This window comes from Leifsonella bigeumensis (assembly GCF_039537265.1).
Classification (GTDB): domain Bacteria; phylum Actinomycetota; class Actinomycetes; order Actinomycetales; family Microbacteriaceae; genus Terrimesophilobacter; species Terrimesophilobacter bigeumensis.
On sequence record NZ_BAABAE010000003.1, the window covers coordinates 873356 to 893236 of the forward strand.

Consider the following 19881-nt stretch of genomic DNA (forward strand, 5'->3'; position numbering starts at 1 on the left):
CACGTGCGCGCAGAGCCGGCCCTTCGGGGCGAAGCCGTCCGGGTGAGCCCCGGCGATCGCGGGAAGCGGCTTCGCTCCTGGCTCACGAACCCCGTCGCCGTCCTCGGACTGGTGACGACCGCGGTCCTCGTCGTTCTCGTCGTCATGCCGTTGATCGGACTCATCGGTACGACGCTGGGAACGGATGGGCTGGACGCCTGGCAGAAGGTTCTCAGTGGCCGCCTCGCCCCCAACCTGTTCTGGGAGCCGCTCGCCAACTCGCTGGTCATCGGGTCGGCGACGGCTATCGGCTCTGTACTGATCGGCAGCTTCATGGCGTGGCTTGTGGTGATGACCGACGCACCCTTCCGCAAGACCATCGCCGTGCTGGCTACCCTGCCGTTCGCACTTCCGAGCTTTGCCCTGGCCCTGGCGTGGGAGACGGTGTTCCGGAACGATCTCATCGGCGGCCGGGTCGGCCTGTTACAGGACCTCGGCCTGGCGGTGCCGGACTGGCTGGCGTGGGGCACTGTCCCGATCTCCGCGACTCTGATCGCGCATTACTACTCCCTCACCTTCACCCTCGTTGCCGCCGGCCTGGCCACGGTCAATGGCAGTCTCACCGAAGCCGGTGAGATGGCCGGCGCAACGAGGGCGAGGGTGGCCCGCTCGATCGCTTTGCCGATCGTGCTTCCGAGCATCATCTCCGGGGCGATGCTGGCGTTCGCGGAAGGCGTGAGCAACTTCGCGGCACCCGCGCTGCTGGGACTGCCGGTGCGGTTCCAGACGTTGTCCACCAGGCTTTACGGTGCGATTGCGACGGGCGAGACGGAGCGTGGGTTCGTCCTCGCACTGCTGCTGATCGCGATTGCGGCAATGGTGCTGTTCGCGAGCACTCGGGTCGTCGGCGGACGCCGCTCCTATGCGACGATCACCGGAAAGGGTGGCAGGAGGTCGGCCATCTCCCTGGATCGGTGGCGCTGGCCGCTGACTTTGCTCGCCGGCCTGATCGCCCTTGCCACGACGATTCTTCCAGGGCTGGTCCTTCTCATGTCCAGTTTTGCGCGCCGGACGAACTCGTTGACGGGGGGCTTCACGCTGCACTTCTGGATCGGCGAGTCCGATCCGGGGTTCGCCCAGGGGCAGCGGGGGATTCTCTTGAATCCGACCGTGATCGAGGCGATCTGGACCACGATCGGACTGGGTCTGGCGGTTGCCGTCTGCGCGACGACCCTCGGACTGGCGATCGGCTACGTCATCACGCGGCTGAAGCGCCCGAAATTCTTGAGCAACGCTCTCGGCATCCTGTCGTTCCTGCCGTTCCTGTTCCCGGGTGTCGCGCTCGGAGCAGCGTTCATCGCCCTGTTCGGGCGCCCGATCGGCCCGTTGCCGGCGCTGTACGGCACCTTTGCCATCCTGGTGATCGCCGGCGCTGCGTACACTCTTCCGTTCGCCTCGCAATCGGGCCGGGCGGCCGTCGGGCAGATCGCGACGGACCTCGAGGAGGCGGCGACCATGACGGGAGCGGGCCTCGGGCGGCGCATGGTGCGGGTCGTGATACCGCTGGCCGCTCGCGGACTCCTCGCCGGTGCCGTGCTCGTCTTCGTCAAGATGATCCGGGATCTCTCCCTGGTCGTTCTCCTGGTCACGCCGGCCACTCCGCTGCTGTCGGTCATGACGTATCGGTACGCGAGCGAGGGTTTCGCCCAGTTCGCCACCGCAATCACCGTGCTCATCGCCGTCATCTCCATTTCGGCGACTCTTCTCGCTCGGCGTCTTGAGAGCGCCGCACAACCCTGGTCGGAGGCCACGTGAACGTCGCAGAACCCGGTATCGTCATCGAAGACCTGCGCAAGAGCTTCGAAGGCTTCAACGCCGTTCGGGGCGTGGACATCTCCGTTCCGCAGGGGGCGTTCCTCGTGCTGGTCGGCCCGTCCGGCTGCGGCAAGACGACGATGCTGAGGATGCTCGCCGGGCTCGAGCAGCCCACCGGTGGGCAGATCCGATTCGGAGATCGCACGGTCGCCACGGCCACCGGAGGATCGATCGCTCCTGGCAGGCGCGATGCCGGCCTGGTGTTCCAGAGCTATGCGTTGTGGCCGCATATGACCGTGCAGGCCAATATCGAGTGGCCGCTCAAGGTTGCAAAGCAGCCGTCAGGGCGCCGCAAGGCTCGAGTTCGGGAGGTTCTGGAGCTGCTGGGCATCGCGCAACTCGCGAGTCGCTACCCCGGGGAGATCTCGGGCGGCCAGCAGCAGCGTGTTGCCATCGGCAGGATGATCGCCCCCGCCCCGTCAGTGCTGCTTTTCGATGAACCGCTGTCGAACCTCGACGCGAAGCTGAGGGTCGAAACCCGAAGTGAACTGGTTCGCATCCACCGGGCAACGGGAGCAACAAGTGTTTACGTCACGCACGACCAGGTCGAGGCGATGACCATGGCGACCCACGTGGCGCTCATGCGTGACGGCGTCGTCGAGCAGTTCGGTTCGCCCGACGACCTGCTGTCGGATCCCGCGAGCTCCTTTGTCGCAACCTTCATCGGCACGCCGCCGGCGAACGTGATTCCCGCCGTGGTATCCGGTGGAGTCGCCCGAAGCGGTGGCAAAGCGATCGCCTCATTGCCGCCGTCGGTGCCGACCGGACCGATTGACCTGATGTACCGGGCAGAATCCCTCCGGCTCGCTCCTGGTCCAGCAGAGGGCGTGCTTGCCGCTGAATTCGCGGAATCGACTCCACTCGCAGGACGGTTCCTGGTCTCGGCCTCCGTGGGGGGCAAGCGCCTCTCGGTCATCGCCGACGATCACCCCCGGGTATTGGCCGGAGACCGGATCTGGATCGGGTTCCCCGGGCAACCCGACGGGCTCTTCGACAGCGCGACGGGCGCAAAGGTGCTTCTCGAGTGGGCGGCGGGAAGCCCGTTATGAGGCTATTGCTCGTTCGTCATGGAGAGACGGCATGGAACGCCGGGCACCGGCTGCAGGGCAGCGAAGACATCCCGCTGTCCGAATCCGGACGGGGGCAGGGGCGCCTCCTCGCCCCGCTGGTGGCTGCTCAACGGCCGACCCGCTGCATCTCGTCCCCGCTGTCTCGCGCGACGGCGACGGCTGCCCTGCTCGGCTTCCACGATCCCGAACTGGATGAGCGGTGGCAGGAGGCACACCTGGGCGACTGGACAGGACTATCTTCCGCCGAACTGGGGCGACGGGGTGACGGCGCCTATAAATCATGGCGGGCCGGTGTGTTCACGCCACCAGGCGCAGAGACGTTCGAAGCGCTCACCGATCGTGTCGTCTCGGCCGTCGAGCAGCTGTTGCCAAACGATAGGACAGTCCTCGTCGTCACCCACGGTGGGCCTATTCGAGCGTTGTGCCAGGCGTTCGTCGGGCTTCAGGCGAACGCGCTGGTCCCCGTCGACCCGGCGAGCCTGACCATTATCGATTTCACCGATCGGGCGCGGCTGCGCGCCTACGGTGCTACCACGAGCGGTCTCAGCGAGGACCCGCCGGATTGAGTCGCATCGCACCGTGGCCCGGTGCAACCGGCGGCGCGATACCCTGTAACGCGTGACTACTCGTGAGAATCCGTTCGGCCAGGTGCTCGTCGCGCTGGTGACCCCGTTCACCGCCGATGGCGAAGTCGACTGGGCCGACGTCGAGAAGCACATCGACGACGTCATCAACGACGGCGCGGACGGCATCGTCGTGACCGGCACGACGGGGGAGACGAGCACCCTCACCGACCCGGAGAAGGTCAGACTCGTCGAGGTCGGCAAGCATGTCGCGGCAGGCCGGGCGAAGATCATCACGGGCGGCGGCTCGAACGAGACCGCCCACGCGATGCAGTTGTACAAGGCGAGCGAGAAGGCCGGAGCCGACGGCGTCATGATCGTGACTCCGTATTACAACAAGCCGACGCAGTCCGGTATCCTCACCCACTTCCGACTCATCGCGGATGCCACCGACCTGCCGGTCATCCTCTACGACATCCCCGGACGCACCGGTGTGCCGATCGCCTACGAGACGATCGTGCGCGCCGCGAAGCACCCCAACATCCTCGGGATCAAGGATGCCAAGGGCGACTTCAGCCAGGTGAGCCGCGTTCTCAACGAGACCGACCTGCTCTACTTCTCCGGCGATGACGCGAACGTGCTGCCGCACCTGTCGATCGGCGCGACGGGCCTCGTCGGCGTCACGGCGAACGTGGCCGCGCGCCCCTACCGCCAGATCGTCGATGCGGTGAACGCCGGAAAGCTCGCCGAGGCGACCGCAGCCCACCAGAAGCTCGAGCCCCTCGTGCGGGCGATCATGACCCAAGTGCCGGGAACCGTCGCCGCCAAGTACGTGCTGCACGGCCTCGGACGGATCGGTTCACCCCGTGTGCGGCTCCCGCTCGTCGGCCCGGAGGACTTCGAGGCGGCCCAGATCGAGGACGACCTCGCGAGAATCGGCGAGATCCCGGGGCTCGATCTCAGCAATTTCCGCCCCGACCGCAATGCCGCGGCCGGCGGCGCATTGCCGAAGGTGGCAGGGACCACGCGATGAACTCACCGGTGTACGAACCGCGGGCGCTGAAGCCAGGAACCCTGCGCATCATCCCGGTCGGCGGCCTCGGCGAGATCGGCCGCAACATGACGGTCTTCGAGATCGACGGCAAGATCCTCATCGTCGACTGCGGTGTGCTCTTCCCGGAGGAGCACCAGCCCGGTGTCGACCTCATCCTGCCCGACTTCGCCCCCGTGCGGGACCGGCTCGACGACATCCTCGGCATCGTGCTCACGCACGGCCACGAGGACCACATCGGCGCCGTCCCCTATCTGCTGCGCCTGCGCCAGGACATTCCGCTCATCGGTTCGAGCCTCACGCTCGCGCTCATCGAGGCGAAGCTCAAGGAGCACCGGATCACCCCGCTCACGCTCGACGTGAAGGAGGGGCAGAAGGAGAAGCTCGGACCGTTCGACCTCGAGTTCATCGCGGTCAACCACTCGATCCCGGATGCGCTCGCCGTGGCGATCTCCACGAGCGCCGGCGTCGTGCTCCACACCGGCGACTTCAAGATGGACCAGCTCCCGCTCGACAGCCGCATCACCGACCTGCGCGCCTTCGCCCGGCTCGGTGAGGCGGGCGTCGACCTGTTCCTCCCCGACTCCACCAATGCCGACGTTCCCGGGTTCACCGCCTCCGAGCGGGCGATCGGGCCGGTGCTCGAATCGGTCATCGCGAAGGCGCCGCGGCGCGTGATCGTCGCGAGCTTCTCCAGTCACGTCCACCGCGTGCAGCAGGTGCTGGATGCCGCCCATGCGAACGGTCGCAAGGTCGCCTTCATGGGTCGCTCGATGGTGCGCAACATGACGATCGCCGCCGATCTCGGCTACCTCAGGGTGCCGGAGGGCGTGCTCGTCGACACCAAGAAGGCGCTCGACCTGCCGGATGACCGCGTCGTGTTCATGAGCACCGGGTCCCAGGGCGAACCGATGGCGGTGCTGGCGCGCATGGCCAACCTCGAGCACCAGATCGAGGTCGGGAAGGGTGACACGGTCATCCTCGCCTCGAGCCTCATCCCGGGCAACGAGAACGCGGTCTACCGGGTCATCAACGGGCTCACCACGCTCGGTGCGACCGTCGTGCACAAGGGCAACGCGAAGGTGCACGTCTCCGGCCACGCGAGTGCGGGGGAGCTGCTCTACTGCTTCAACATCATCAAGCCGAAGAACGTGTTGCCGGTGCACGGCGAGTACCGGCACCTCGTGGCGAACCAGCGGCTCGCGATCGACACCGGCGTGCCGGAGGAGAACACCTTCATCGGTGAGGACGGCATCGTGCTCGACCTCAAGGACGGCGAGGTCGAGGTCGTCGGCCAGCTCGACCTCGGCTACGTGTACGTCGACGGCTCGACGGTCGGTGAGATCACCGAAGCCGACCTCAAGGACCGCCGCATCCTCGCCGAGGAGGGCTTCATCTCCATCTTCGTGGCGATCGACCCGCAGACCGGCAAGGTCATCGTCGGCCCAGAGGTGCAGTCGCGCGGGTTCGCCGAGGACGAGGCCGTGTTCGACGATGTCAAGCCGATGATCGTCAAGGCGCTCGCGGATGCCGCTGAGAACGGCACGCGCGACACGCACTCCTTCAGCCAGGTCATCCGTCGCACGGTCGGCCGCTGGGTCAACACGCAGCACCGGCGCCGCCCGATGATCGTGCCGGTGGTCATCGAGGCCTAGCCCGGCTTCCGGTGCCGACGACCGGGACGTCGGAAACGTTGGGCTGACAAGGTTCGCCGAACTCGGCGAGGATGGACTCTGGCGCTCCCTGGTGTGACGCCGTCGATCGAGCGTACAAAGGGGCAATCGTGGGCGTGTGGCGTAAATGGATCTTCCCGATCATCCGGATTCTCGTCTTCGCGGCGATCGCCGCGGCGCTCGTCAAGATCGCCTTCTTCCCGGATGTCGTCGCCGTGAGCGATCCGGCCGTCCCCGGCGCCGAGATCGTCGAGCCCCAGGTTCCGGTCATGCGGGGTACCGTGCAGAACGACGTGAGCCTGCAGGGCACGATCTCCGCGGATGCGGCGGTGCCCGCGAAGGCGCCGGCGATGGGCGCCGTGCACAAGGTATTCGTCAACGAGGGCAAGGCGGTCAAGGCGGGCACGGTGCTCATGACCATCTGGACGGAGGTTCCGCGGGAGAACGGAACCTTCTGGTACAAGGAGTCGAAGGTCACCGCCCCGACCACCGGCATCCTGTCGTCCCTCCCGGTCATCGTCGACCAGCTCGTGTCGGTCGGCGAGTCGGTCGCCCAGATCGCGCCGGCGAGCTTCCACGTGACCGGCAGCCTCCCGCCTGAACAGTTGTACCGGTTGCTCGACCAGCCGACCGAGGCGCAGGTCTCCATCACGGGTGGTCCAGCGCCCTTCACCTGCACGGGCCTGACGATCACGACCCCTCTCGCCGGCAGCGAGGGTGACGGCGGAACCGGCGGGGGCACGACCGTGACCTGCGCTGTGCCGTCCGACGTTCGCGTCTTCGCCGGACTCGCCGCCCAGCTCACGATCGCCGGGGGAATCGCCGAAGATGTGCTCGTGGCTCCGGTCACGGCCGTCGAGGGCACCGCGGAGACCGGCAACGTCTACTTCGTGCTCCCGGACGGGACGACCGAGCTGCGGCCGGTCGTGCTCGGGCTGAGCGACGGCGTCAACGTGGAGATCGAGGAAGGCCTGGCCGAGGGCGACCTCATCCTCCAGTTCGTCCCCGGTGCGGTCAGCGACGGCGACGGCGGGAGGGGGCCGGGGTTCCCGCTGCCCGAGGAAGGATGCGAGGTCATGCCGGACGACTCGATCGTCTGCAAGGACCAGCTCCGGTGACGCTCCTGCGACTCGAGGGGGTCACGAGGACCATCCCGCTCCCGGATGCGCCCCCGCTGGAGATCCTCAAGGGGATCGACATCGAGGTGGCGGTCGGCGACCACGTCTCGATCGTCGGGCGCAGCGGCTCGGGCAAGTCGACGCTGCTCAACCTGCTGGGGCTGCTCGACACCCCGACCTCCGGCGAGATCTACTTCGACGACCGCCCGCTGTCCGCACTCGGCTCCGGTGAGCGGGACCGTGCTCGCGGACGCGATATCGGGTTCATCTTCCAGCAGTTCAACCTCCTGGGCGGCCGCACGGCGCTCGAGAACGTCATGACGCCGCTTCTCTACGCGACCGGGAAGCAGTTCTGGCAGCGTGAGCGGATCGCCGTGGAGATGCTCGATCGGATGGGGCTGTCCGAGCGCCTCGGTTCGACGCCGGAGCAGCTCTCCGGCGGCGAGCAGCAGCGCGTCGCAATCGCGAGGGCACTCGTGCGGGGCCCGCGCCTCATCCTCGCCGACGAGCCGACGGGAGCACTCGACGTCGACACCGGCGCGAGCGTCATGGCAATGCTGGACGAGGTCGCCGAGCGCTCGGGAGCCGCACTCATCACGATCACGCACGACGCCAACATCGCGGCGCTCGCCCGGCGCCATTACCGGCTCGACCGCGGAGTGCTCGCCCCGGTGGATGTCAACCGGGTGCTGGCCCTGGCCGCCGAGGAGGTGTCCCTGTGATGCGGATGATCTCCGGCCTCGTCGGCGCGGTGGCCGAGGCCTGGGCCGAGTTGCGCATCCATCGCACCCGTGTGCTCCTGAGCCTCGTCGGGGTCGCCGTCGCCGTGGCGGCGCTCACGAGTGTCGTCGGGCTCGGCTCGATGGTGCAGCAGGCGACGACCGAGACCTACGAGCGGCAGTCCGGCCGCCCGGCCACTCTCTACGTGGGCGTGTACGACGAGCAGGGTGAGCCTCCGGCGGCCGCCGACGTGCGGGCAGCCTTCGACCAGGTCGTCGACCGGTACCGCATCACCTGGGCCGGGGCCGTCAACTATGCGGGAATGACTGTGCAGTTCCGCGACGGGGCGAGTTTCGTCAACACGATCGCGGTCGACTCCGACTACGGGACGATGCACCGGATCCAGGTGACCGATGGGTACTGGTTCACCCCCTCCGACGAGAACCGGTTGGCCCCGGCGCTCGTGGTGAACCAGAAGTTCTACGAGCGCATCGGGTCGCCGGACCTCCGCACGCATCCGACCGTCACGATCCTCGGCGAAGACGATGCGGTCGGCGTCATCGTGGGGGTGGTGCCCGCCGCGGAGTTCGACGACCTCTCGATGTACGTGCTCAACTCGGCATACCTGCGGATGGTGTCGCCTCTCGTCGCCGCGCAGAGCCAACCGCAGTACGAGCTGTGGGTGCCTCCCGAGCTCTCCGACCAGCTCACCGAGCTCATCCGGCGCGACATCGCCGGGGCGCTCGGCGAGGGGATCAACGTCGACGTCAGCAGGCAGGACTATGCGGCCTGGGGAGGAGAGGACCCGCTCCTGCCGATCAAGCTGCTCGTGACCGGTGTCGCCGTGCTCGTGCTCCTGCTCGGCGCGCTCGGACTCGTCAACATCTCCCTCGTGACGGTGCGCCAGCGCATCCGGGAGATCGGCATCCGGCGCAGTTTCGGCGCCACGGCAGGGCGCGTGTTCTTCGCGGTCATGATGGAGAGCGTGGTCGCCTCGGTCGCGGCCGGGGTGGTCGGCGTGCTCGTGGCGATCCTCATCGTCGAGAACCCCTGGGTCCAGGGGATGCTCGCCGAAGGTCTCATGGATGTCCCGCCCTTCCCGATCGGGGCGGCGCTCCTCGGCCTCGGTGCCGCGACGTTCGTCGGCGCCCTCGCCGGGCTGCTGCCCGCGCTCGTCGCCGTGCGCGTCAAGGTCATCGACGCCATCCGCTATTGAGACACTCCCCGGGTAGTCCCCGGCATTGACACCGCCCGCAAGTACCGTAGAGCCCATGGCTGCGCGCACGTCGACGACCTCGGGTACGAGGTCGACCACGCGCGCCCGTACGACGACGGGCCGACCGCGCAGTACCCCCGCACGGCGCCCGACGACGAGGAAGAAGCCTGCCCCGGCACAGGAACCGGGGCTTCTCGCCACCTGGTGGATGTCGCTCGCCCACGCCGCGGGCGGCGCGGCCCGGCTGTTCGGCAAGGAGACCCTCGACAAGGCCGAACGCCGCGACGGCGTGCCGTTCCTGTTCCTGCTGCTCGCGGCGGGCGGGGCCGTCGTCGAGTGGTTCAACCCCAACGACCCCGTCGCGATCGCGCTCGACGCCTACACCTTCGGCGGCGCGTTCGGCCGCCTGGCCTTCGCGCTCCCGGTCATCCTGCTCGTGCTCGCGGTCTGGCTGTTCCGGCATCCGTCGTCCGTCAACGACAACGGCCGGATCGGCATCGGGACCGGCGTGCTCGTCGTCACCATCAGCGCCCTCTGCCACATCTACGGCGGACGACCCGAGTGGGGCGACCCGATCACCGACTTCGCGCGCGCGGGCGGGATCGTCGGATTCGGGATCGGCATGCCGCTCGCGACTTATCTGAGCGTGTGGGTCGCCGTTCCGCTCATCGTCCTCGCACTCGTCCTCTCGCTCTTCATCATCACCAGGACACCGCCGAACCGCATCGGCGACCGGCTGCGCGAGCTCTACTCCTACCTGTTCGGGGCCGAACTGCCCGACCCGGAGGAGCTCGCCGCCAGGAAGGCCGCGAAGGGCGACACGGCGGCGCTCACGACGATCGACGACCTCCCCGTCGACGACGACTCCATCCCGTGGTGGCGCAGGAACAGGACCCGGCGCGAAGACGAACCGGCTTTCGGGAGCCCGGTGCTCGTGGGCTCGGATACCGAGGTCATCGACCACACGCCGAAGGACGACTTCGGCATCGAGCTCATCGAAGACCTGCTCAGGGCCGAGGATGCCGTCAAACGCTTCACCGGCGAGGTCGATGGCGCGCCGGCGACCGGCATCCGCGACGACGCCCTGCACAACGGTTCGGCCGAGGGGGGTCGGGCCGGGGGAGCGCCCGGGTCTGGTCTGCTTCCCGGGTTCTCGGCCACGGCATCCGAGAAGGGCCGGGCCGGGGAGTTCGACGATGCGGCCCCCCAGCAGCCGACAGCGCCGTACCGGTTGCCGGCGGCATCCGTGCTCGTGCCCGGAACGCCCGCGAAGACGAGGTCGGGCGCGAACGACGAGATCGTGCGGGCGATCACGGAGGTGCTCGGGCAGTTCCAGGTCGATGCCAAGGTCACCGGGTTCAGCCGCGGGCCGACCGTCACCCGGTACGAGATCGAGTTGGGCCCGGGCGTCAAGGTCGAGCGGGTGACGGCTCTCAGCAAGAACCTCTCCTACGCCGTGGCGAGCAACGAGGTCCGCATCCTCTCTCCGATCCCCGGCAAGAGCGCGATCGGCGTCGAGATCCCGAACACCGACCGCGAGATCGTCTCGCTCGGCGACGTGCTGCGCTCGAAGGCGAGCACCTCGAGCGCGCATCCTATGACGATCGGCGTGGGCAAGGATGTCGAAGGCGGCTTCGTCGTCGCCAATCTCGCCAAGATGCCCCACCTGCTCGTCGCAGGCTCGACCGGTTCGGGCAAGTCGAGCTTCATCAACTCGATGATCACGAGCCTGCTCATGCGTGCCAAGCCGGCCGAGGTGCGCATGGTGCTCATCGACCCCAAACGCGTCGAACTCGCCCACTACGCGGGTGTTCCCCACCTCATCACGCCCATCATCACGAACCCGAAGAAGGCCGCCGAGGCGCTCTCCTGGGTCGTGAAGGAGATGGACATGCGCTACGACGACCTCGCGAGCTTCGGCTACCGCCACATCGACGACTTCAACGCGGCGGTCGTCGCGGAGGAGATCACCCTGCCGGCCGGCAGCGAGCGAACGCTCAGGCCCTACCCGTACCTGCTCGTCGTCGTCGACGAACTCGCCGACCTCATGATGGTCGCCCCGCGCGACGTCGAGGACTCCATCGTGCGCATCACGCAGCTGGCCCGGGCCTCCGGCATCCACCTCGTGCTCGCGACCCAGCGCCCGAGCGTCGACGTCGTGACCGGTCTCATCAAGGCCAACGTGCCGAGCCGCCTCGCGTTCGCGGTGAGCAGCATGACCGACTCGCGGGTCATCCTCGACCAGCCGGGCGCCGACAAGCTCATCGGCCAGGGGGACGCCCTCTTCCTGCCCATGGGCGCCTCGAAGGCCATGCGCGTACAGGGCGCCTGGGTGAGCGAGAGTGAGGTCGCGGCGGTCGTCAAGCACGTGACGGCGCAGGCGCGTCCCGAGTACCGCAAGGACGTCAGTGCCGCCACCGAGCACCGCCAGATCGACGGCGATATCGGCGACGACCTCGACGTGCTGCTGGCCGCTGCGGAACTCGTCGTGAGCACCCAGTTCGGGTCGACCTCGATGCTGCAGCGCAAGCTCCGCGTCGGCTTCGCCAAGGCCGGCCGTCTCATGGACCTTCTCGAATCGCGCGAGATCGTCGGCCCGTCCGAGGGCTCGAAGGCGCGCGACGTCCTCGTGTCGGCCGAGCAGTTGCCGGCCGTCCTGGCGAAGCTGCGCGGCGAGGAGCCGGCCGATCCGATCGCCGATGCCACGAGCGGATACGATGAGGTGGAAGGCTCGTCAGACGAGGATGCCTGGAACCTGACCGACAGGGAGTGACGGTGGCACTGCGCGGACGAGTTGCCCGCAGCGGGGACACCCCGGCCAGTACCGGGAATGTCGCGAACATCATCACCGTCGTGCGCATCCTGCTCGCCCCGGTCTTCATCTGGCTGTTGTTCGCCGACAACCACGAGTTCGGGCTGCTGCGCTACCTCGCGGCCGGGCTTTTCATCCTCGCGATCGCGACCGACAGCGTCGACGGCCTCCTCGCGCGTCGCCAGAACCTCGTGACGGATGTCGGGAAGCTCCTCGACCCGATCGCCGACAAGGTGCTCATCGGCGCCGCCCTCGTGACGCTCTCGATCCTCGGCGAGCTGTGGTGGTGGGTCACGATCGTCATCCTCGTCAGGGAGTTCGGCATCACGGCGTTCCGGCTCGCCGTCGTCCGCGACCGCGTCATCCCCGCCTCACGCGGCGGCAAACTCAAGACGATCGTGCAGGCGATCGCGATCTCCTTCTACCTCGTGCCGATGTGGCTTCTGCTCGGGGACTGGATGCACTGGTTCAACGCCGTGCTCATGGGGATCGCCCTCGTCTTCACCCTCGTCACGGGTCTCGATTACCTCGTGAAGGCGGTGCGGCACTCGCGCGCTGCGGATCCGGCCGGCTGACGTGCCTGCTCACGGCGTGCCCGCCCCGGACGTGCCTGCTCACGACGTTGCTCGACTCATCGCAGGGCTCGCCTCCCGCGGGCTCACCCTCGCGGTCGCCGAATCGCTCACCGGAGGCCTCCTGGTCGCCGAACTCATCCGGCCGGCAGGGGCATCGGCCGTCGTCCTCGGCGGGGTGGTCGCCTACGACACGGAGCTCAAGCACACGCTGCTCGGCGTCGACAGCGCGCTCCTGGCCGAGCACGGCCCCGTGCATCCGGATGTCGCTCGCCAGCTCGCGAGGAACGTGCGCGACCGTCTCGCCGTGGCCGGCCGCCCGGCCGACATCGGCATCGCGACGACGGGCGTCGCCGGCCCGGATCCGCAGGGCGGGCAGCAGCCGGGGACGGTGTTCCTGGGATTGTCGATGGGGGAAGAGACCCGGTCGCGACGCCTGGAACTCACCGGATCGCGTGACGAGATCCGCATCCGCACGGTCGAGGAGGCCATCCGCTGGATCGGAGAGGCACTCGAACGGGGACTGGTCTCGACGGGGGAATAGGTCCAGCATCGATCTCGTTACAACTGGTGATTCACAATGGCCGTACAGAAAGCACTGGTTAGAGTTTGATCACGGTAGGTTGTAAGGTGACGGGGCTGAGAGGCACTGCCACAGCAGGTTCCGCCGCTGAAATGCACGAGGCAGAGCGATTCGAGAGGAAGAGGAGGGTCCCATGGTTCTAGTCCGCCAGGAAATCGGAGATGTTCTCCGGGACTTTCGTCTGCAGAAGGGCCGTACCCTTCGCCAGGTCGCAAGCAAGGCGTCCGTAGCGCTCGGCTACCTCTCCGAGGTGGAGCGCGGTCAGAAGGAGGCGAGCTCTGAGATCCTCGCCTCCGTCGCGGATGCGCTGGAGACTCCGATCTCCGTCATCATGCGCGAAGTCGGCGACCGTCTCGCCGTCATCGAGGGCATCAACATCATTCCCGACACGGTCCCCGACGATCTCGTCGCGGACTTCGACGCGGACCTGGTGGTCCGCTGAGTCCATCGCGTGAACGCCCCGGCAGCCTCGGCGCCGGGGCGTTCCGTGCAGTCGGGGCCTTCAGCGCGGTTCGGGGCCTTCAGTGCGACTCGGGGAAGCGGCCGCTGTGCGGCTGAGTGAGTTCCGTCGTGCGGTCGCAGCGGAGTTCGGCGAATCGTTCGGCGGGGCGCTCGTTCGGGACCTCGTGCTCACCGAGCTCGGTGACCTGACCTCGGAGCAGGCTCTCGAGGCAGGCGTTCCCGCGAGGGAGGTCTGGCTCGCGCTCTGCCGGGCGAGCGATGTTCCCCCGAGCCGCTGGCACGGCGTGGGGCTTCGCGCGCCGCAGTGACACGCCGGGCGCAATCTATCGAACATTCCTTCGTAGTTGTGTAGGCTCCTGCACAGCAGCCATCGAAGAGGAGTTGTCCACAGTTCGCCCGTCGGTACCGGGAAATGTCACCGGCGAAGCGTACTGTCTGACTCATCGGCGATAGCAGCCGAACGCCTTGTCGCGGTACTCACTGGCCCTGCACCATCGGCGGTGAGAGGAACGGCAGCCTACAGGCACACCGATACGAGTACGAAGGAGTCACACCATGGCAACACCAGCAGATCGCGAGAAGGCACTCGACACCGCTCTCGCCCAAATCGACCGCCAGTTCGGCAAGGGCTCCGTCATGCGCCTCGGCAGCGATGAGCGGGCACCGGTCGCGGTCATCCCGACGGGATCGATCGCCCTCGACGTCGCGCTCGGGATCGGGGGGCTGCCGCGCGGTCGTATCGTCGAGATCTACGGCCCGGAGTCCTCCGGCAAGACCACGCTCACCCTCCACGCGATCGCGAACGCGCAGCGCGGCGGCGGTATCGCCGCCTTCATCGACGCAGAGCACGCGCTCGACCCTGAGTACGCGAAGGCGCTCGGGGTCGACATCGACTCCCTCCTGGTCTCCCAGCCCGATACCGGTGAGCAGGCGCTCGAGATCGCGGACATGCTCGTGCGGAGCGGTTCGATCGACCTCATCGTCATCGACTCGGTGGCGGCGCTCGTGCCGCGCGCGGAGATCGAGGGCGAGATGGGCGACTCCCACGTCGGCCTTCAGGCCCGGCTCATGTCGCAGGCGCTGCGCAAGCTCACCGGCGGTCTCAGCCAGACCAACACGACGATGATCTTCATCAACCAGCTGCGCGAGAAGATCGGGGTGTTCTTCGGCAGCCCGGAGACCACCGCGGGCGGCAAGGCGCTCAAGTTCTACGCCTCGGTGAGGCTCGACATCCGGCGCATCGAGACCCTCAAGGAGGGAACGGATGCCGTCGGCAACCGCACGCGCGTGAAGGTCGTCAAGAACAAGATGGCGCCGCCGTTCAAGCAGGCGGAGTTCGACATTCTGTACGGCTCCGGCATCTCACGCGAGGGCAGTCTCATCGACTTCGGCGTAGAGCACGAGATCGTCAAGAAGTCGGGTGCCTGGTACACCTACGACGGCGACCAGCTCGGCCAGGGCAAGGAGAACTCGCGCAAGTATCTCATCGACAACCCGAAGATCGCGCTCGAGATCGAGGGCAAGATCATGGCCAAGCTCGGGATCGGCGCGGAGGGCAAGGCGGCCTCCGCCGCAGCGCTCGCGCTGGCTGCGGAGGCCATCCTGGCCGCCGATGCCGACGAGAAGTTCCCCGAGGCTTTCGACGAGGCAGGAACGGTCGATTCGATCGAGGAGAAGCTCGCCAGCCGCAAGGCCGTCTGAGCGCGTTCTCCGAGTGAGCAATGAACTCCGATGAGAAGCTGGCGCGGGTCACCTACCTCCCAGGGGTGACCCCGCCGGCCGCTCCCGTTCCCGCTTTCCCTGCCGCCGAGGAGCCGAGTGCGGACGACCGGCAGGCGCAGGAACACCGCGCCGAGAACGTGAGTATGCACGCGCTCACGAGGCGGGGCATGTCGCGCTGGGAACTCGGTGAGGCGCTGTTGGCCCGTGATCTCGATCCCTGCATCGTCGAGGCCGAACTCGACCGGCTGGAGGGCGTCGGACTCATCGACGACACCGCGCTGGCCGAAACCATCGTCCGGACCCAGCGCGAGCGCAAGGGGCTCGGCCGCACGGCGCTCGTCGCCGAACTGCGGAGGCGCCGCATCGACCAGGACATCATCGAGGGGGCGATCGAGGAGTTCGATGAGGACGACGAGCGGGAGCGGGCCCAGCAACTCGCCATCCGTCGGGCAGCCCAGCTTCGCAACCTCGACCACGCGACCGCCGTGCGGCGCCTGAGCGGCTATCTGCAGCGCAAGGGGTATTCCTCCGAGACGGTGAGGGGAGCCGTGCTTATGGCGTTGCCGCGCCAGCCCTCGGGAGTCCGCTTTCGCTGATGTACGCGAGAGGTGCGCCTCCCGTGGGTTTCGTGAGCATCTAGGATCGTGTGCGTGACTTCGCCCCGCCGCAGTGTTTCCCTCACCATCCTTCTTCCAGCAGTGCTCCTCGCCGCCCTCACTCTCGGCGGCTGCGGCATCCTCGAACCGACCCCGACCCCAACGCCCACCGAGACCCAGGCAGTCATCGACACGACGAAGTACATCGGCGGCGAGATCGACCCGGCCGACACGACCTGGAGCGGGACCGACAGCGGCGGCGACCTGACGACCATCACGCTCCACGCCGACGGAACCCTCGCGATCGGCTACGGCGAGACCACCTACGACTACCCGGGCGACACCTGGCGGGTACGGGACGGAATCCTGCGCATGGAGGTCTACCTGGATGAGACGAACGGGCTCGCCCAGTACGTCGGAACCTGGAATCCGGAAACGCGGGTGATCGACACGGTCATGAGGACGACGAAGACCGCGAAGCAACTCACGGTGACCCTCACCCAGCAGTGATCCCCACCATCGAGGCCCGATCGATCGAGACCTGCACGTCGCCGGATTAGGCTTGAGGCACCATGAATGCGACGACGGGGACGAGTGAGCGATCGCGCACCTACGAGGTGCGCACCTTCGGCTGCCAGATGAACGTGCACGACTCGGAACGACTGAGCGGCTCGCTGGAGGCAGCCGGCTATGTGCGGGCTGACAGCGGCGACGCCGACGTCGTGGTCATCAACACCTGCGCAGTCCGGGAGAACGCCGACAACAAGCTCTACGGCACGCTCGGGATGCTCTCCTCCGTGAAACGCAAGCACGAGGGCATGCAGATCGCCGTCGGCGGTTGCCTCGCCCAGAAGGACAAGGGCACGATCCTCGAGAAGGCACCGTGGGTGGATGTCGTCTTCGGCACCCACAACATGGGATCGCTTCCTGCACTCCTCGAACGGGCCCGCCACAACGGTGAGGCGCAACTCGAGATACTCGAGTCCCTCGAAGTCTTCCCCTCGACGCTGCCGACGCGGCGCGAATCCACCTACAGCGGCTGGGTCTCCATCTCGGTCGGCTGCAACAACACCTGCACGTTCTGCATCGTCCCGTCGCTGCGCGGCAAGGAGAAGGATCGGCGGCCCGGCGACATCCTCGCCGAGATCCAGGCCCTCGTCGACGACGGGGCGATCGAGGTGACCCTGCTGGGGCAGAACGTCAACTCCTACGGTGTCGAATTCGGGGATCGCCAGGCGTTCGGCAAGCTGCTGCGCGCGGCCGGCGAGATCCGCGGCCTCGAGCGCATCCGGTTCACGAGCCCCCACCCGGCGGCCTTCACCGACGACGTCATCGAGGCGATGGCCGAGACCCCCGCCGTCATGCCGCAGCTGCACATGCCGCTGCAGTCGGGCTCCGACCGGATCCTGCGCGCCATGCGGCGCAGCTACCGCTCAGAGAAGTTCCTCGGCATCCTCGACCGGGTGCGCGCGCGGATTCCCCAGGCGGCGATCACGACCGACATCATCGTCGGCTTCCCGGGCGAGACCGAGGAGGACTTCCAGGAGACGCTGCGGGTCGTCGAGGCGGCGCGATTCTCCTCAGCCTTCACCTTCCAGTACTCGATCCGTGAGGGCACGCCGGCAGCGACCATGGCCGACCAGGTTCCGAAAGACGTCGTGCAGGAGCGCTACGAGCGCCTTGTGGCGCTGCAGGAGCACATCTCCTGGGAGGAGAACCAGAGGCTGGTCGGCACGGCGGTCGAGGTGCTCGTCGCCAATGGCGAGGGCCGCAAGGACGCCGATACCCACCGCCTGAGCGGTCGTGCCGAGGACGGCCGGCTCGTCCACTTCGACATCCCGGCGGGCAGCGCGGCGCCGCGTCCCGGCGATGTGGTCTCGGTCGTCATCACCCAGGCGGCGCCGTTCCACCTCATCGCCGACGCACCATCCGGCGCCACCCTCACGGTGCGGCACACCCGCGCCGGCGACGCCTGGGATCGCGCCGAGGCGGCGAGCTGTGCGGTTCCGGATGCCCCCGGCACTGCCCCCGGCCGCGTCTCGCTCGGCCTGCCCACGTTCCGCCCCTCCGCGTGACCCTCCCGCTCCTCGCCGTCGTCGGTGCCACCGGTACAGGCAAGAGCGCCCTCTCCCTCGTGCTCGCCGAACGCCTGGTCGCCGACGGGCATCCGGCCGAGATCGTCAACGCCGACGCCATGCAGCTCTACCGCGGCATGGACATCGGCACGGCGAAGCTTGCACCCGCCGAACGCCGCGGCATCCCGCACCACCTGCTCGACATCCTCGAGGTCACCGAGGAGGCCAGCGTCGCCGACTACCAGTCGCGCGCGCTGGAGGTTATCGGCGACATCCGGGGGCGCGGCGCGACGCCCATCCTCGTCGGCGGATCAGGACTCTACGTCTCGTCGGTGCTCTACGACTTCCGATTCCCGGGAACCGACCCTGCCATCCGCGCGCGTCTGGAGGCCGAACTGGCGGCACACGGGCCCGGCATGGTGTTCCAGCGACTCAGGGAACTCGACCCGGATGCGGCTGCCGCGATCGGACCGTACAACGGGCGGCGCATCGTGCGTGCGCTCGAGGTCATCGAGCTCACCGGGGAGCCGTTCGGTTCCGGCCTGCCCGACGAGTCGCGTCTGCGCGAGCCCGCCGTCATCCTCGGGCTGAGTGCTCCCCGGGATCGGCTGGTGAGCCGGCTCGATGAGCGCGTCGCCGGGATGTGGCGCGACGGGCTGCTCAAGGAGGTGCGAGGGCTGCTGGCCCAGGGCCTCGAGCGCGGCGTCACGGCTCGCCGTGCGATCGGCTACGCGCAGGCCGTCGCACAGCTCGCCGGCGACCTCCCCGAGACGGAGGCGATCGGGCAGGCGGCGGCTCTCACCCGGCGGTACGCACGCCGTCAGGTCGGCTGGTTCCGCCGTTACCCGCACGCCGAATGGCTCGAGCACGACGACCCCGACCTGGTCGACCGGGCGTTGGCTCTAACATTGGCTCATGGCTGAACTGCACTTCACCAAGGGACACGGCACCGGTAACGACTTCGTGCTGTTCGCCGACCCCGACGGTGCGGTGAACCTCGGCCCAGACCAGATCCGTGCCCTCTGCGACCGCCACTTCGGCATCGGAGCCGACGGTGTCATCCGCGCCGTGCGGTCGAAGGCGCTTCCGGATGGCGCGGCCGCCCTCGCCGAAGACGCCGCCGCCGAATGGTTCATGGACTACCACAACTCGGACGGGACCGTCTCGGAGATGTGCGGCAACGGCATCCGGGTCTACGCGCGATTCCTGCTGGAGAACGGGCTCGCCGAGCTCGAGAGCGGCCAGACGCTCCCCATCGGCACGCGCGGCGGGGTCCGTGACGTGCAACGGAACGCCACCGGCTACCAGGTGGATCTCGGACGCTGGTCGCTCGACGGCGGCGAGCCGCTCGTGCGGGCACGGGGCCTCAAGGTCGCCAGGCCCGGCTTGGGCATCAACGTCGGGAACCCGCACGTCGTCGTCGCGCTCTCGAGCGACGACGAACTCGACTCCGCAGACCTCGCCTGGATCCCCATCCTCGATCCTGAGCCCGAAGCCGGTGCCAACGTCGAATTCGTGGTGCCGGGCGACCCTCTCGTGAAAGACGGTGTCGGGCACATCCGGATGCGTGTGCACGAACGCGGGAGCGGCGAGACGCTCTCCTGTGGGACCGGTGCGGTGGCGGCGGCGCTCGCCACGCGGTACTGGGCGGGGGAGGGCGCACCGGACCAGTGGCGGGTCGAGGTACCGGGCGGGGTGCTCGGGGTCCGGATGTGGGCGGCGGAGGACGGCGAACACGTCTCGCTCTCCGGGCCGGCCGAGTTCAGTTTCGACGGGATCGTCGCGTACTGAGCG

19 protein-coding genes are annotated in these 19881 nt (G+C 68.0%); all 19 read left to right on the forward strand.

Features of this window, described 5'->3' with window-relative positions:
* Positions 1-3: 3 nt before the first annotated feature.
* The 19 genes from ABD678_RS09345 (at position 4) to dapF (ending at position 19878) form a co-directional block, all read left to right on the forward strand.
* Positions 4-1794 (forward strand): ABC transporter permease, encoded by a 1791-nt coding sequence (locus ABD678_RS09345; RefSeq protein ID WP_344755983.1) that lies wholly within the window; start codon positions 4-6, stop codon positions 1792-1794.
* Complete coding sequence (locus ABD678_RS09350; protein WP_344755985.1) at positions 1791-2903, forward strand: ABC transporter ATP-binding protein; 1113 nt, start codon at positions 1791-1793, stop codon at positions 2901-2903. The genes ABD678_RS09345 and ABD678_RS09350 overlap by 4 nt, the downstream gene beginning before the upstream one ends.
* The gene (locus ABD678_RS09355) at positions 2900-3490 is read left to right on the forward strand and encodes a histidine phosphatase family protein (protein WP_344755987.1); all 591 of its coding nucleotides are present in this window, start codon (positions 2900-2902) and stop codon (positions 3488-3490) included. Before ABD678_RS09350 ends, ABD678_RS09355 begins: the two co-directional genes overlap by 4 nt.
* A gap of 52 nt (positions 3491-3542) precedes the next feature.
* Positions 3543-4520 (forward strand): 4-hydroxy-tetrahydrodipicolinate synthase, encoded by a 978-nt coding sequence (gene dapA, locus ABD678_RS09360; RefSeq protein WP_344755989.1) that lies wholly within the window; start codon positions 3543-3545, stop codon positions 4518-4520.
* A complete protein-coding gene (locus ABD678_RS09365; protein WP_344755991.1) occupies positions 4517-6193 on the forward strand; it encodes a ribonuclease J in 1677 nt (558 codons plus the stop codon). Before dapA ends, ABD678_RS09365 begins: the two co-directional genes overlap by 4 nt.
* Positions 6194-6321: 128 nt before the next feature.
* The gene (locus ABD678_RS09370; protein ID WP_344755993.1) at positions 6322-7329 is read left to right on the forward strand and encodes an efflux RND transporter periplasmic adaptor subunit; all 1008 of its coding nucleotides are present in this window, start codon (positions 6322-6324) and stop codon (positions 7327-7329) included.
* Positions 7326-8051 (forward strand): ABC transporter ATP-binding protein, encoded by a 726-nt coding sequence (locus ABD678_RS09375; RefSeq protein ID WP_344755995.1) that lies wholly within the window; start codon positions 7326-7328, stop codon positions 8049-8051. The genes ABD678_RS09370 and ABD678_RS09375 overlap by 4 nt, the downstream gene beginning before the upstream one ends.
* Complete coding sequence (locus ABD678_RS09380; protein ID WP_344757144.1) at positions 8051-9265, forward strand: ABC transporter permease; 1215 nt, start codon at positions 8051-8053, stop codon at positions 9263-9265. The genes ABD678_RS09375 and ABD678_RS09380 overlap by 1 nt, the downstream gene beginning before the upstream one ends.
* 55 nt (positions 9266-9320) lie before the next feature.
* Positions 9321-12038 (forward strand): FtsK/SpoIIIE family DNA translocase, encoded by a 2718-nt coding sequence (locus ABD678_RS09385; protein WP_344755997.1) that lies wholly within the window; start codon positions 9321-9323, stop codon positions 12036-12038.
* Positions 12039-12040: 2 nt separating this feature from the next.
* On the forward strand, positions 12041-12652 hold the full coding sequence (gene pgsA, locus ABD678_RS09390; protein ID WP_344755999.1) for a CDP-diacylglycerol--glycerol-3-phosphate 3-phosphatidyltransferase: 612 nt from the start codon (positions 12041-12043) through the stop codon (positions 12650-12652).
* Between the two features lie 16 nt (positions 12653-12668).
* Positions 12669-13193: a CinA family protein gene (locus ABD678_RS09395; RefSeq protein ID WP_344756001.1), complete on the forward strand. Its 525-nt coding sequence runs from the start codon at positions 12669-12671 to the stop codon at positions 13191-13193.
* Positions 13194-13365: 172 nt separating this feature from the next.
* The gene (locus tag ABD678_RS09400) at positions 13366-13674 is read left to right on the forward strand and encodes a helix-turn-helix domain-containing protein (RefSeq protein ID WP_344756003.1); all 309 of its coding nucleotides are present in this window, start codon (positions 13366-13368) and stop codon (positions 13672-13674) included.
* An 82-nt stretch (positions 13675-13756) separates the two neighbouring features.
* Positions 13757-14002, forward strand: a complete 246-nt coding sequence (locus tag ABD678_RS09405) for a DUF3046 domain-containing protein (RefSeq protein WP_425561960.1) — start codon at positions 13757-13759, stop codon at positions 14000-14002.
* Between the two features lie 247 nt (positions 14003-14249).
* The gene (gene recA, locus ABD678_RS09410; RefSeq protein WP_344756005.1) at positions 14250-15395 is read left to right on the forward strand and encodes a recombinase RecA; all 1146 of its coding nucleotides are present in this window, start codon (positions 14250-14252) and stop codon (positions 15393-15395) included.
* A 20-nt stretch (positions 15396-15415) separates the two neighbouring features.
* Entirely contained in the window at positions 15416-16012 is a 597-nt protein-coding gene (locus ABD678_RS09415; protein WP_344756007.1) for a regulatory protein RecX, read from the forward strand.
* 54 nt (positions 16013-16066) lie between these two features.
* Positions 16067-16522 carry a hypothetical protein gene (locus ABD678_RS09420; protein WP_344756009.1) on the forward strand — a complete coding sequence of 152 codons (456 nt, stop codon included), beginning with the start codon at positions 16067-16069 and terminating at the stop codon, positions 16520-16522.
* Between the two features lie 62 nt (positions 16523-16584).
* Positions 16585-18087: a tRNA (N6-isopentenyl adenosine(37)-C2)-methylthiotransferase MiaB gene (gene miaB / locus ABD678_RS09425; protein ID WP_344756012.1), complete on the forward strand. Its 1503-nt coding sequence runs from the start codon at positions 16585-16587 to the stop codon at positions 18085-18087.
* On the forward strand, positions 18084-19010 hold the full coding sequence (miaA, locus tag ABD678_RS09430) for a tRNA (adenosine(37)-N6)-dimethylallyltransferase MiaA (RefSeq protein WP_344756014.1): 927 nt from the start codon (positions 18084-18086) through the stop codon (positions 19008-19010). The genes miaB and miaA overlap by 4 nt, the downstream gene beginning before the upstream one ends.
* Positions 19003-19878, forward strand: coding sequence for a diaminopimelate epimerase (dapF, locus tag ABD678_RS09435; protein ID WP_344756016.1), 876 nt, complete (start codon positions 19003-19005; stop codon positions 19876-19878). The genes miaA and dapF overlap by 8 nt, the downstream gene beginning before the upstream one ends.
* Positions 19879-19881 lie beyond the last annotated feature (3 nt).

Coding starts and splice junctions, on each gene's coding strand:
- ABD678_RS09385 (WP_344755997.1), top strand. CDS start 9,321: ATGGCTGCGCGCACGTCGACGACCTCGGGTACGAGGTCGACCACGCGC.
- ABD678_RS09415 (WP_344756007.1), top strand. CDS start 15,416: ATGAACTCCGATGAGAAGCTGGCGCGGGTCACCTACCTCCCAGGGGTG.
- miaB (WP_344756012.1), top strand. CDS start 16,585: ATGAATGCGACGACGGGGACGAGTGAGCGATCGCGCACCTACGAGGTG.
- recA (WP_344756005.1), top strand. CDS start 14,250: ATGGCAACACCAGCAGATCGCGAGAAGGCACTCGACACCGCTCTCGCC.
- ABD678_RS09400 (WP_344756003.1), top strand. CDS start 13,366: ATGGTTCTAGTCCGCCAGGAAATCGGAGATGTTCTCCGGGACTTTCGT.
- dapF (WP_344756016.1), top strand. CDS start 19,003: ATGGCTGAACTGCACTTCACCAAGGGACACGGCACCGGTAACGACTTC.
- ABD678_RS09380 (WP_344757144.1), top strand. CDS start 8,051: ATGCGGATGATCTCCGGCCTCGTCGGCGCGGTGGCCGAGGCCTGGGCC.
- ABD678_RS09355 (WP_344755987.1), top strand. CDS start 2,900: ATGAGGCTATTGCTCGTTCGTCATGGAGAGACGGCATGGAACGCCGGG.
- ABD678_RS09365 (WP_344755991.1), top strand. CDS start 4,517: ATGAACTCACCGGTGTACGAACCGCGGGCGCTGAAGCCAGGAACCCTG.